The organism is Streptomyces sp. NPDC043738, from assembly GCF_056436545.1.
Genome location: NZ_JBWKCJ010000024.1, coordinates 80171 through 92851, shown reverse-complemented (window position 1 = coordinate 92851; position 12681 = coordinate 80171). Strand labels below are relative to the sequence as shown.

At 72.0% G+C, this 12681-nt stretch carries 13 protein-coding genes and 1 pseudogene; 6 read left to right on the top strand and 8 right to left on the bottom strand.

Annotated elements, in window-relative coordinates; all coding sequences use genetic code 11:
- Positions 1–8: 8 nt before the first annotated feature.
- From AC0680_RS27485 to AC0680_RS27460, 6 genes are all read right to left on the bottom strand, one after another.
- Entirely contained in the window at positions 9–227 is a 219-nt protein-coding gene (locus AC0680_RS27485; RefSeq protein WP_468980449.1) for a hypothetical protein, read from the bottom strand.
- A 98-nt stretch (positions 228–325) separates the two neighbouring features.
- Positions 326–1057 carry an NADPH-dependent F420 reductase gene (gene npdG, locus AC0680_RS27480; RefSeq protein WP_478633676.1) on the bottom strand — a complete coding sequence of 244 codons (732 nt, stop codon included), beginning with the start codon at positions 1055–1057 and terminating at the stop codon, positions 326–328.
- A 71-nt stretch (positions 1058–1128) separates the two neighbouring features.
- Positions 1129–1977, bottom strand: a complete 849-nt coding sequence (locus AC0680_RS27475) for a carbohydrate ABC transporter permease (RefSeq protein WP_478633673.1) — start codon at positions 1975–1977, stop codon at positions 1129–1131.
- The gene (locus AC0680_RS27470) at positions 1974–2954 is read right to left on the bottom strand and encodes a carbohydrate ABC transporter permease (RefSeq protein WP_478633671.1); all 981 of its coding nucleotides are present in this window, start codon (positions 2952–2954) and stop codon (positions 1974–1976) included. The genes AC0680_RS27475 and AC0680_RS27470 overlap by 4 nt, the downstream gene beginning before the upstream one ends.
- Positions 2951–4279, bottom strand: a complete 1329-nt coding sequence (locus tag AC0680_RS27465) for an ABC transporter substrate-binding protein (protein ID WP_478633669.1) — start codon at positions 4277–4279, stop codon at positions 2951–2953. Before AC0680_RS27465 ends, AC0680_RS27470 begins: the two co-directional genes overlap by 4 nt.
- Positions 4276–5367 (bottom strand): sialidase family protein, encoded by a 1092-nt coding sequence (locus AC0680_RS27460; protein WP_478633666.1) that lies wholly within the window; start codon positions 5365–5367, stop codon positions 4276–4278. The genes AC0680_RS27465 and AC0680_RS27460 overlap by 4 nt, the downstream gene beginning before the upstream one ends.
- 295 nt (positions 5368–5662) lie before the next feature.
- Between AC0680_RS27460 and AC0680_RS27455 the strand changes: the two are divergent.
- Positions 5663–6136: pseudogene (locus AC0680_RS27455) on the top strand (YxiG-like protein).
- Between the two features lie 87 nt (positions 6137–6223).
- On the opposite strand, the gene AC0680_RS27450 reads toward AC0680_RS27455, so the two are convergent.
- A complete protein-coding gene (locus AC0680_RS27450) occupies positions 6224–6907 on the bottom strand; it encodes a FadR/GntR family transcriptional regulator (RefSeq protein ID WP_478633664.1) in 684 nt (227 codons plus the stop codon).
- A gap of 221 nt (positions 6908–7128) precedes the next feature.
- Between AC0680_RS27450 and AC0680_RS27445 the strand changes: the two genes are divergently transcribed.
- From AC0680_RS27445 to AC0680_RS27435, 3 genes are all read left to right on the top strand, one after another.
- Positions 7129–8121: a dihydrodipicolinate synthase family protein gene (locus AC0680_RS27445; RefSeq protein WP_478633661.1), complete on the top strand. Its 993-nt coding sequence runs from the start codon at positions 7129–7131 to the stop codon at positions 8119–8121.
- A gap of 78 nt (positions 8122–8199) precedes the next feature.
- The gene (locus AC0680_RS27440; RefSeq protein WP_478633658.1) at positions 8200–8829 is read left to right on the top strand and encodes a hypothetical protein; all 630 of its coding nucleotides are present in this window, start codon (positions 8200–8202) and stop codon (positions 8827–8829) included.
- A gap of 128 nt (positions 8830–8957) precedes the next feature.
- A complete protein-coding gene (locus tag AC0680_RS27435) occupies positions 8958–10343 on the top strand; it encodes an MFS transporter (protein ID WP_478633655.1) in 1386 nt (461 codons plus the stop codon).
- A 33-nt stretch (positions 10344–10376) separates the two neighbouring features.
- Here the strand turns inward: AC0680_RS27435 and AC0680_RS27430 are convergent, their stop codons facing one another.
- Positions 10377–10628: a hypothetical protein gene (locus AC0680_RS27430; protein WP_478633652.1), complete on the bottom strand. Its 252-nt coding sequence runs from the start codon at positions 10626–10628 to the stop codon at positions 10377–10379.
- A gap of 65 nt (positions 10629–10693) precedes the next feature.
- On the opposite strand from AC0680_RS27430, the gene map reads away from it, so the two are divergent.
- Positions 10694–11551 (top strand): type I methionyl aminopeptidase, encoded by an 858-nt coding sequence (gene map, locus AC0680_RS27425; protein WP_478633649.1) that lies wholly within the window; start codon positions 10694–10696, stop codon positions 11549–11551.
- Between the two features lie 243 nt (positions 11552–11794).
- A complete protein-coding gene (locus AC0680_RS27420; RefSeq protein ID WP_478633646.1) occupies positions 11795–12535 on the top strand; it encodes a biliverdin-producing heme oxygenase in 741 nt (246 codons plus the stop codon).
- Positions 12536–12681: the final 146 nt, after the last annotated feature.

Here is a 12681-nt window from a genome sequence, read left to right as displayed (position 1 = left end):
GGGGTCCGTCAGCCGGCGGCCTGGGCCCGCTGCGCCTGCTCCAGCTTCGTCTTGCGCACGTAGAACCACGCCATGTTGCTGGAGATACCGGCCAGCAGGACCCAGACGATGCCGATGAAGCTGCCCTGCACGAAGGAGACGACGGCCGCGGCGACGGCGAGGACGCACACGGCGAGGGCCATGAGGGCGAGTCGCCGGGCCGGGCTGGGCGGGGGCAAGAGGGCCATGGGTCGGCTCCTGGGTGAGGGGTCACACGATCCCTCCCAGTGTCCCCCATGCCCCGGACCGCCGGAGCCCGCCCCACCCGCCCCCGCGCGGCAGGGGGTCACACGTCGGTGACTCGCAGGCCCGCGTGCGCCTTGTAGCGGCGGTTGACCGAGATCAGGTTGGCGACCAGCGACTCGACCTGGTGGGCGCCTCGCAGCCGGCCGGCGAAGACCCCGCGCATCCCGGGGATGCGGGCGGCCAGCGCCTGCACCAGGTCGGTGTCGGCGCGGGACTCGCCGAGCACCATCACATCGGTGTCGATCCGCTCGGTCGCGGGGTCCTGCAGCAGCACCGCGGACAGGTGGTGGAAGGCCGCGGTGACCCGGGACTCGGGCAGCAGGGCGGCGGCCTGCTCGGCGGCGCTGCCCTCCTCCGGCTTGAGCGCGTAGGCGCCCTTCTTGTCGAAGCCCAGCGGGTTGACGCAGTCGACGACGAGCTTGCCGGCCAGCGGCTCGCGCAGGGCCGTGAGCGTCTTGGCGTGGCCCTCCCAGGGGACGGCCACGACCACCACGTCGCTGCGGCGGGCGCACTCGGCGTTCTCGGCGCCCTCGATGCCCAGGCCGAGCTCGTCGGCGGCGGTCTGTGCGCGCTCGGCGGCCCGGGAGCCGATGATCACCTTCTGGCCGGCCACGGCGAGCCGGTAGGCCAGGCCGCGGCCCTGGTCGCCGGTGCCGCCGAGGACTCCGACCACGAGGCCGGAGACGTCCGGGAGGTCCCAGGGGTCGCGCTGGAGGGCGGCCTTGGCGCGGGTCGCGGCATTCGGGGACTGCGCAGCGTCGGAAGTAGTCATGACAGCGATCCTGTCACGCCGTTACGTCGTGCGGCGTGACGGCCGCCGGTGCTGCGCCGCCGGCACGGCGGTCATGACTTCACGCTGCCCTCGGTCAGCCCCGTCCGCCAGTAGCGCTGGAGCACCGTCATCAGCACCATCAGCGGCACCACGGACAAGAACGCGCCGCCGACCGTGTACTGGTAGAGCACCGGTTGGCGGTCGGCGTAACCGGTCCAGGAGGTCAGGCCCAGCTGGATCGGATAGAGGTCGGAGTCGGAGAGCATCACCAGCGGCAGGAAGTAGTTGTTCCAGATGTGCACGAACTGGAAGAGGAAGACGGTGACCAGCGCGGGGGTCATCAGCCGCAGCCCTAGCCCGCCGAAGATCCTCGCCTCGCCCGCGCCGTCGATCCGCGCCGCCTCCAGGAGCGAGTCGGGGACGGCGGCGGCCGCGTAGATCCGGCAGAGGTAGACGCCGAAGGGGCTGACCGCGCTGGGGATCAGCACCGCCCACAAGGTGTTGGCCAGGCCCATCGCGCTGAAGAGGAAGTAGAGCGGCAGGGCGAGCGCGGTGCCGGGGATCAGGACCCCGGCGAGGACGACGTTGAAGACCGCTTCCCGGCCGCGGAAGGGGAACTTGGCCAGCGCGTAGCCGGCCGCGGCGGACAGCAGGGTGGCGCAGACCGCGCCGATCCCGGCGTAGAGCAGGGAGTTGGCGAACCAGCGGGCGTAGATCCCGTGGTCGTAGGTGAGGACGTCGACGAGGTGGTCCAGGGGCCGCGGACGGTCGGAGAACCAGAAGCCGAAGGTGCCGAAGAGGTCGGCGCTGTTCTTGGTGGTGGAGACGGTCAGCCAGTAGACGGGTACCAGGAAGTAGATCGCGGCGAGGGTCAGGAGCGAGGCGGTGATGATCCGGTGGCGGACCGGGGGCCGGGTCATCCGCGCTCCTTCGCGCGCCCGCCGACCAGCCGCAGGAAGCCGAAGGACAGCACACACGCCACCAGTGCGAGCAGTACCGCCTCCGCCGCCGCCACCTGCTGGTTGTTGCCGACGAACGCCTCGCTGTAGGCGTGCAGGTTGGGGGTGAAACCGGAGTCGATGGAGGAGGCCAGCGGGCGCAGTACCATCGGCTCGGCGAACAGCTGCAGGGTGCCGATGATGCTGAAGACGGTGGTGAGCACCAGCGCCGGCCGGATCAGCGGGATCTTGATGTGCCGGGCGACCTGCCAGGCGCTCGCGCCGTCGATCCGCGCCGCCTCGTACAGCTCGCCCGGTACGGCCTTGAGCTGGGCGATCAGGACCAGCATGTTGTAGCCGGTGAACTGCCAGGTGACGATGTTGGCGATGGCCCACAGCACGGTGCCGCGGGAGAGGAAGTCCACCTGCCAGCCGAGGGAGTCGGCGATCTTCACCAGCGGGCTGATGCCGGGGACGTAGAGGAACCCCCACAGGATCGAGGCGATGACGCCGGGCACGCCGTACGGCAGGAAGAAGGCGCTGCGGAAGAACGGCACCCAGCGGGCGGAGGCGCTCTCCAGGAGCAGCGCGAGGGCGGTGGCGAGCACGATCATCAGCGGGATCTGCACGGCGCCGAAGAGCAGCACCCGGCCGAAGCCGGTCAGGAACCGGTCGTCGGACAGCGCGTGGGCGTAGTTGTCGAGACCGGCGAACGCCTCGTGCTCCCGGCCGCCGAGGCCGAGCGGGCCGGTGCGTTCGGTCCGGTGCAGGCTCTGGTAGAGGGCGTAGCCGATCGGGGCGAGGAAGCAGAGGGCGAAGACGGCGAGGAAGGGCAGGACGAAGCCGGCCGCGGCCCGGGCGTTGCGGGCCTCGGTCCGCGAGGCCCGGCGCGGGCGCCGCTGCGGGGCCCGCGCCGGGGCGGCGACCGGCTCCGTCCTGCCGAGCGTGTCGCGGCTCACCCGCCGCTCTCCACCTTCAGGCCCTTGTCCTTGAGGTCGGCGAGGGTCTGGCCCTGCACCTTCTTCAGCACGGAGCGGAAGGAGCCGCCGTCGGCGAGCGCATCGGTGAAGGCGTCGCCGAGCCGCTGGTAGAGCGTGTCCACGCCGGGTCCCCAGCGCCAGCTGGTGTCGACGTGCGCACCGGCGTCCGCGAAGATCCTGCTGTAGGCCTGACCGCCGAAGAACGGCTTGTCGACGTCGAGGTCGGCGGTGGCGTAGCCCTTCTTGGCGCTGGGGAAGCCGTAGCCGCCGTCGATCAGCAGGGCGATCGACTCGGGGTCGGTGTTGAGCCAGACCGCGAACTCCAGGGCGTCCTTGGGGTAGCGCGCCTTGGCGAAGACGGCGGTGGTCGAGCCGCCCCAGTTGGCGAAGACCTTCTCGCCGGCCTTCCACTGGGGCATCGGCGCGGCCCGCCACTTCCCCTTGGTGCCCGGCGCGTTGCCGGACAGCAGCGCATCGCCCCAACTGGCGCCCAGCCAGGCCGCGATGGCTCCCGTCTGGAGGTCCTTGTACCAGGCGTTCTGCCGGTCCGGGATGGTCTTGACGAGCTTCTGCCTGACCAGCGACTCCCAGTAGTCGGCGACCCTGCGGGTGGGTTCGTCGTCGATGCCGACGATCCAGGTGTCCCCGTCGGCCGCGTACCACTTGGCGCCGGCCTGCCAGGCGAGGCCGGCGAAGCGGTTGCCGTTGGTGGGGGCGAAGGTCTCGATCCAGGCGCCCTTCTTGCGGATGGCCTTGGCGGCGCTCTCGTACTCGTCCCATGTCCCGGGGGCCCGTAGGCCCCACTTGTCGAACAGGTCCTGGCGTACGAACAGGCCCATCGGCCCGGACGCCTGCGGGATGGCGTAGATCCCCTTGCCGAAGACGGACTGCTGCCACTGCCAGCCGAAGAACCTGCCCTTGTGACGGGCGGCGCCGAGCGGGGCGAGGTCCAGCAGCCCGTTGTCGAGCAGGAAGCTGGGGACGACCGGGAACTCGATCTGTCCCAGGTCGGGCGGGTTGCCGGCCTTGATGGCGGCGTGCATCTTCGCGTACTGCTCACCGTTGACGGCCGACACCTTCTCGACCTTGACCTGGACCTCGGGGTTCTCGCGGTTCCACCGGTCGACGGGCTTGTCGATGCCGGGCACCCAGGACCAGAAGGTCAGCTCGATCTTCTGCCCCTTCCGGCGCTCCTCGGGCTTCGGGCCGTCGTCGCCGTCGCCGCAGCCGGCGAGCGCGAAACCGGCTGCGAGGGCGGCCGCCCCGCCCAGGACCGTTCTGCGGTGCACGGGGTTGCTGGTCATGTCGGCTCCTCCACGGGGATGCGGCGGAAGGTGATCGTCGAGTACGCGCTGAAGTCGCCGGTCTCGTAGAGCAGTCCGACGCTGTCGCGGTCGAGGCGTACGAGGTCGGAGTAGGCGGCCGGGAGCCCGCCGACCGTGTGCGCGGTCCTCCAGGTCAGGCCGCCGTCGTGGCTGGCGCGTACGGCCATCAGGGCGCGGGCGGCCGGGTGTGCGGGGCCGGAGAAGAGCAGGGTGCCGGAGCCGTCCAGATGCAGGGTGCTGCCCTGGCAGACCGGCCCGGCGAGGCCGGCCTGAGGGCGGAAGGGCGCCAGGAGGTGTTCGCCGCCGTCCGTCGAGACGGCATCGGCGCGGCGCCACGCCGCGGCGGCTTCCGTACGGGCGTTGAGATAGACGCTGCCGTCGGGGAGTTCGGCGGCACAGGTCTCGTTGGGAGCCACGCTGAGGTCGGTGTCACCGTCGGTGTAGCCGATCCGCCAGGTGGCGCCGTCGTCGTCGCTGAGCAGGGCGTGGCCGCCGTTGTAGCGGGCCTCGGTGCCGTCGTCGCCCGGCCTCGTGGGCGGGGTGGAGTGGTTGGCGGGGACCAGCAGCCGGCCTGCGCAAGGGCCCCGGCGCAGGCGTAACGCATGGCCGGGCCCGGTCGCGTACCAGCGCCACTGCGGCAGCTTGGCCTGGTCGGTGATCTCGCGGGGCGCGCTCCAGCTCACGCCGTCGTCGTCGCTGTGCTGGAGCCAGACCCGCCGGCCGTCGGCGGGCGGGACCTGGCCGCGGCGGATGCGGGCCTCGGTGGCGTCGGCGGCGCTGTGGACCTGCAGGAGCAGCACCCGGCCGCCGGCGAGCACGACCGGTGCGGGGTTGCCGGCGGTGCCGGTGCCGTTACGGCCGACGACCTGGAGCGGGCCCCAGGTGCGGCCGCCGTCCAGGGACCGTTTGAGCACGATGTCGATGTCGCCCCAGTCGGCGGCCGACGAGACCCGGCCCTCGGCGAAGGCGAGGACGGCCCCGGAGCGCGCCCGGACCACGGCGGGGATCCGGAAGCTCGTGTACCCCTCGGTCCCGGCCCGGTACGGCACTGAGCTCTCGTACGCCATGGGTCACCCCCAACGGGCAAGGACGTAGGATGTCCCTTGTCCTGCGGTGACCATAGGGAGTGCCCAACTGGCCGTCAAGGCACCGCACATGGCGCCTTTCCGTGTCGGCGAAGACACTCCCGACGCAGCATGAAATCCCGGTGAACGGGGCGAATGGGACACCCCGCCCCGGCGGCCGGGTGCTACGCCCCCAGCCCGCCCACCGCCCCTGCCGAGCCGCGCCCCATACCGACCGCACCGGCCGTTCCGGCTATTTCATTTCCGAAGAATCCGCGGCCCGGGATAAAACTGCACCATGGATACCGCGGTACTCGAACAATTGCTGGACGAGACTTTCGATCACGCCCTGGTGCACCACGCGTACACCAACTACATGCGCGACTACGAGGTCATCGTCCACGCGACCGCGGACCCCCGCACCGGCGTGCGGCCGGCCTACCTGCGGTACCTCTTCCGGTACTGCGTCGAGGCCCGCTGCGAGACCTCCCTGCCGGCCGAGACCTGGTAGGACTCCCTGGACGACCGCCTCATCGACCACGAGGCCGCCACCGGCCTCGACGGATACGTCTGGGGCGTGCAATGCCAGCCCATGTACCCGGGGGCGGAGCTCGTCCCCGGGTCGGAGACGGCCCGCCGCCGGTCGCGATCGCTCGGAATCGACTTCCACGAAGTGCTCATCGAGGCGAACGCGCACCGACTCACCCTGGTCTTCTCCGATCTTCAGGTGACCGAGGTCCCGGTCGGCTACGCCCCGTACGTCACGGACTGAGCGAACAGGGTCCGCCCGCCCACCCGACCGGCGCCCTCCAGGCCCGCCCGACGAGTCGGGGCCGGGCCATGACCCATCGGACACGCCCTAGTCGGCGAGCCGGTGGCGGATCCCGTCGAAGTGCCGGTGTATCGCCTCCACCGCGCGGTCCGCGTCGCGGGCCTCCAGCGCTTCCACGATCTCCCGGTGCTGACGGTATGTCACCTCCGGGTCCGGACGGGCGTCGGACAGGTCCTCGCGCACCCGCCGCAGGGCCGCCCAGAAGGCGTCCAGGACCTCGCTCAGCAGGTGGTTGCCCAGGGAGCGGTAGAGGGCGAGATGGAACGCCCGGTCGGTGGCGCTCTGCACCATGCCGCCGCGCGCCTCCTCCGCCATCCGCTGCACCAGCCCCTTGAGGACCGTGAGGTCCTCGGCGGGCAGGGTGCGCGCGACGGTGCCGATCAGGCCCGCCTCCAAGGCCTCGCGGACCTCCATCAGCTCGTACAGGCTCGACTCGCCCTGGTGGTGGCGGACCGCCGCGCGGAAGGCGACGCCCTCGACGAACGGCTCCAGGGTGAGCGGGCCGACGTAGGTGCCGAAGCCGTGCCGGATCTCCACGATGCGCATGGCCTGCAACGCCTTCAGCGCCTCGCGCACCGAGTTGCGGCTGACGTCGAGCAGGCCGACGAGTTCGGCCTCGGTGGGCAACGGGTCGCCCGGCACCAGCCCGCCCTGCAGGATCAACTGCTTGATCTGCGCCTGCACATCCTCGGACATCGTCCCTCGCGCCATGGACTCTCCCTCTCCCGCAACCGCGTCTGCCGCGCCGCCGGTCCTCCCCCCACGCTCTTGAGGAGCAGGGGGCACCCCTGTCCGACCCGCCCCACCCGGGACCGCACATCCTTGACCGACCGCCTGTGAACAGGCTCTATTGTGCTACGACATAGGACATCCCATGTCCCATGTCCGGCGACATCGGTCCACCCGTCCCACATCGGAGACCCGGAGCCCCCATGGCACTGTCCACCCCCCTCCACGGCGTCATCCCCCCGGTCTGCACCCCGCTCGACCCGCGCGGCGAGGTCGACACCGCCTGCCTGACCCGCCTGGCCGACCACCTCATCGACGGCGGTGTGCACGGGCTGTTCGCCCTCGGCTCCACCAGCGAGGTCGCCTATCTGACCGACGCCCAGCGCGCCACGGCCCTGGAAGCGGTGCTCAAGGCCGCGGACGGCCGGGTGCCGGTGCTCGCCGGCACCATCGACACCACCACCCCGCGGGTCCTCGACCACGCCCGCACCGCCGCCGGCCTGGGCGCCGACGCCCTGGTCGCCACCGCGCCCTTCTACACCCGCACCCACCCCCGGGAGATCGCCGCCCACTTCCGGCACCTGCGCACGGCCGTGGACCTCCCCCTGCTCGCGTACGACATCCCGACGGCCGTCCACAGCAAGCTGACGCCCGACCTGGTCCGCGAGCTGGCCGTGGACGGCACCCTGGCCGGACTCAAGGACAGCAGCGGCGACGAGGGCTCGCTGCGCCAGCTGATCGTGGCGCTCGGCGGCCGCACCGCCCGCCGCACCGGCCCCGCCCCCGGCTTCTCGATCCTCACCGGCTCCGAACTGACCGCGGACGCCGCCCTGCTGGCGGGCGCCGACGGCGTCGTCCCCGGCCTCGGCAACGTCGACCCGGCGGGCTACGTACGCCTCTACGACGCGGCCCGGTCCAGCGACTGGGAGCGGGCCGCCGCCGAACAGGAGCGCCTGGCCGCCCTGTTCTCGATGGTCGACGCGGGCCCGGAGAGCGAGATGGGCCGCAGCTCCTCCGCACTGGGCGCCTTCAAGGCGGCCCTCCACCTCCTCGGCGTGATCAAGCGGGGCACCACCGCACTCCCCCAACTGCCGCTGGGCGAGGAGTCGGTGCGGGAGGTGGGGCGGCTGCTCACCGAGGCCGGTCTGCCACTGGCCCAGGGCGACGAGCCGACCGGTCGAGGGCCCACGCGGTAAGGCACCTCAAATCCCGTACGAGTGACAGCCGTTGAAACCGAAAACAGGAAGCGCCGTCCTGCGGCAGGATGCCGTGCCATGGATGCCGTACGGGTCGCGCTGTTGCGCGAGGTGCTCGCCGGGACGGAGTGGGTCCAGGCCACCCGCAGGTTCGCCGGGTCGCTGCGGGCCGCGGTCGCACCGCACGGCGGCGGGCTGCTGCTGGTCGGCAGCGCCGCCTACGAGCCCTGGCATCTGGCCGCCCATCTGGACGACGAGGCCGCCTGGTCGGGCCTGCCGGAGCTGTCGCCGACGTTGGTGCGCCATCGCGTCCCCGGCGCTGCGCCGGCCCATCTGGCGGTGGGGCTCGGGCGGCTGGCGGCGGCCGGGCGCGGTGAGACGCTGCTGGTCGTCACACCAGGGCAGCCGGGCGCCGGGCTGCTGGAGCGGGTGCACGACGCCCGTCGCAACGGCGCGACGGTGCTCGCGCTGGACGGCGGCGACCGCGATCTGCACGCCCTGGCCCATGACGCGCTCGCCGCGCCGGCGGCCCCGCCCGACGGCGGTACCGGCACCCCCGCGGACCTGGACCTCGACACCGTCCAGCATCTGGTGAGCGCGGCCGCCGGCGAGAACAGCCTGCCCGCCCCCCGCCGGCACCGCCGCTTCCGCGACCGGCTGGCCCGACTCGCCGACGCCCTGACGGAGCCGCCACCCCCGCGGTGGTAGGCCACCGCCACCCCTCGGCAGTGGGACATCGGACATCGAACGCCCCTGCTCCTCAGGGTCCACAAGCCTCTCCCCGGGGCCGCAAAACCCTTTGCCCCGCGCGCCGCCCGTGCGGACGATGGTGCATCGTGACCTCGGACGACCATCCCCCACCCGCACGCCGTTCCGCGCCCCGCCGCCGCGGGCGCTTCGCCGCCCTGCTGCCGGATCCGGCTCCCTGGCGCTCCTCGCGCGACTTCCGGCTGATGTGGTGCGCGGGCGCGGTCACGGTCTTCGGCAGCTTTCTGACCTTCGTGGCGCTGCCGCTGCAGCTGAAGGAGCTGACCGGCTCCACGCTCGCGGTCGGGGCGCTGGGTGCCGTGGAGCTGATTCCGCTGATCGTCTTCGGCCTCTACGGCGGTGCGCTCGCGGACGCCGTGGACCGCCGCCGGCTGATCGTCTGGACCGAGGTCGCGCTCGGCCTGATCTCCGCCCTGCTGCTGCTCAACAGCCTGCTGCCGGAGCCGCTGATATGGCCGCTGTACGCGAGCGCGGCGGCGAGCAGCGCGCTGACCGGTCTCCAGCGGCCGGCTCTGGACGCGATCGTGCCGAGGATCGTCCCGCACGACCAGCTCGCCGCGGCTGCCGCGCTCAACTCGCTGCGTTGGCAGATCGGCGCCGTCGCCGGGCCGGCACTGGCCGGCGGGCTGCTCGCCTATGCCGGCCTGACCTGGTCGTACGCCATCGACGCGGCCACCTACGCGGTCTCGGTGCTGCTCTCGCTGAAGCTGGCGCCCCAGCCCGCCTCGCACGATGCCCAAAAGCCGTCGTTGCGCGGGATCGCCGAGGGCGCACGCTACGCCTGGAGCCGCAAGGAGCTGTTGGGCACCTACGCCGTCGACGTCCTCGCGATGCTGTTCGCCTTCCCGCTGGCGATCTTCCCGTTCCTCGCCGACGACCTGGACACTCCATGGGCCCTGGGGCTGATGTACGCGGCGCTGCCCGCCGGGTCGTTCCTGGTCAGCGTCACCAGCGGCTGGACGTCGAGGATCCACCGCCAGGGCCGGGCCATCGTGCTCGCGGCCGCCGGGTGGGGGCTCGCGATCGCCGTCGCCGGGCAGCTGCACAACGTCTGGCTGGTGCTGCTGCTCCTGACTCTGGCCGGCGCCTGCGACATGATCAGCGGCATATTCCGCTCGGCGCTGTGGAACCAGACCATCCCCGACGAGTTGCGCGGCCGGCTGGCCGGGATCGAGCTGCTGTCCTACTCGACGGGCCCGCAGCTGGGCCAGGTCCGGGTCGGCGGAATGGCGGCGCTGACCGGCGTGCGGGCGTCGGTGTCGCTGGGCGGGCTGCTGTGCTTCGCGGGGGTGGGGCTGCTGGCGCTCGGGCTGCCGAAGCTGATGGCGTACGACGCCAGGACGGATGAGCATGCGCGGCGGATGCGGGAGCGGCGGGCGGCCTCCGGCGAGCGGAGCGACGGCCGGACCGGGCCCGTCTCCAGGGACCCGGACGCGGACCCGGCCACGGCCTGATGCCGGTGGCGCGGGCCCGGTCCGGGCGTCGCGCTAAGCGTCCTCGCCCGCGCCGCCCTTGCCCTTCGCCTGCCCGGCGTCCATGTCGTGCCACTTCGGGTCGGTCTCCCACTCCAGGTTCCGCTCCTTGGCGGTCTCCATGGCGTGCGCGGCCTCCTCGCGGGTGGCGTACGGGCCGAAGCGGTCGGCGGCGCGGCACTCCGGGCCCTCCTCGACCGTGTGGTGCCGGAGGCAGTAGTACCACTCACCCGGCTTACCGACCGTCCGCCTCTTGAACAGCGCCATTGCCGCCTCCTGTGGGTGTTCCGTGTCACCATCCTGCCCGACGGCCCGCGGATACACTCGCTGGCATGTCTGGCCAGTCGCTTCTTGTCCCGGGGAAGATCTCCCCCACCCGCCCCGTCCCCGCCTCGATCCCGCGCCCCGAGTACGTCGGGAAGGACGTGCCCACGCCCTATACGGGTCCCGAGGTGCAGGACGCCGAAACGATCGAGCGGATGCGGATCGCCGGACGGATCGCCGCACAGGCGATGGCGGAGGCCGCCAAGTTGATCGAGCCCGGTGTGACGACCGACGAACTCGACCGGGTCGCCCATGAGTTCATGTGCGACCACGGCGCCTACCCCTCCACCCTCGGCTACCGCGGGTTCCCCAAGTCCCTGTGCTCCTCGCTCAACGAGGTCATCTGCCACGGCATCCCGGACTCCACCGTCCTCAAGGACGGCGACATCGTGAACCTGGACGTCACCGCGTACATCAACGGCGTGCACGGCGACAACAACGCCACCTACCTGTGCGGTGACGTGGACGAGGAGTCCAAGCTGCTGGTGGAGCGGACCCGCGAGTCGCTCCAGCGCGCGATCAAGGCGGTCAAGCCGGGCCGTCAGATCAACATCATCGGCCGGGTCATCGAGTCCTACGCCAAGCGCTTCGGCTACGGGGTGGTCCGCGACTTCACCGGTCACGGCATCAACTCCTCCTTCCACTCCGGCCTGATCGTTCCGCACTACGACAGCCCGCACCACACCACCGACATCAAGCCCGGCATGACCTTCACGATCGAGCCGATGCTGACGCTGGGCACGCACGAGTACGACATGTGGGACGACGGCTGGACCGTGGTGACCAAGGACCGCAAGCGGACCGCGCAGTTCGAGCACACGCTGGTGGTGACGGAGACCGGGGCGGAGATCCTCACGCTTCCTTGAGCGGAGGCGGGCCCGGGTGGGTGAAGGGCGGCGGGGCGGGGTCCAGTGGGGCCCGTCCAGGCCGTGGGGCACATTTTACCGACAGTGCGTCGGGAACAGGGGTAGCCTGGTTACCGACAGGACGTCGGGAACAGCTTGACTTAGGTAAGCCTAAGTAGTTAGGTGACCCCAAGCGTCAGCGGCTCAGCCGAGCCCCTGCTCCCGCCCCCAAGCTCTCAACTTCGTTCGAGGAGGGGGGACCCCATGAGCAGGGGGACCCCTCTCCTCGGCCCCCGGAGGTCCGCCTTGGCAGCGTCCAGCCCGACCAACCCGACCCCGTCCACTCCGTCCGCTCCCGCCGCGCCGTTCTCGACGGTCATCCGCACGGCGTCCCACGAGCAGCACACGGAGGCCGAGAACTCCTCGTTCATGAGCGACCTCCTCGGCGGCAGGCTCGGCGTCACGGCCTACCGGCGCTACACCGAGCAGCTGTGGTTCGTCTACCGCGCACTGGAGGGCGCCTCCGAGGCGCTCGCCGACGATCCGGTCGCGGGCCCCTTCATCCGCCCGGAGCTGGCCCGCACCGCCGAGCTGGAGCGCGATCTCGCCCACCTCGGCGGCACGGCCTGGCGCGACGGCCTGGAGCCGCTGCCGGCCACCGCCGCCTACGCCGACCGCGTGGCGGTCTGCGCCCGCGACTGGCCGGCCGGCTACGTCGCCCACCACTACACGCGCTACCTCGGCGATCTCTCCGGCGGCCAGATCATCCGCGGCACCGCCGAGAAGGCCTGGGGCTTCGCCCGCAAGGGCGACGGGGTGCGGTTCTACGTCTTCGAGGACATAGCCAACCCCGCCGCCTTCAAGCGCGAGTACCGCACGCTGCTGGACGCGCTGCCGGTGGACGACCTGGAGAAGCAGCGGGTGGTCGACGAGTGCAAGCGCGCGTTCCGCCTGAACAGCGCGGTCTTCAGGGAGTTGGGCGAGCAGTTCCCGCTGAGCGCGTAGCGCGGGCGGGCCCGGATCCTCCCCCGGGCCCGGCCATGCCCCCTCGGACGCTCCGTGACGGGAGGGCGAGCATCCGGACCAGCCCGCGGCGCAGTTCGGCGCAGAGCACGCGCATGCGGTGGCGGATGCGGCCGAGGGTGGAGTCA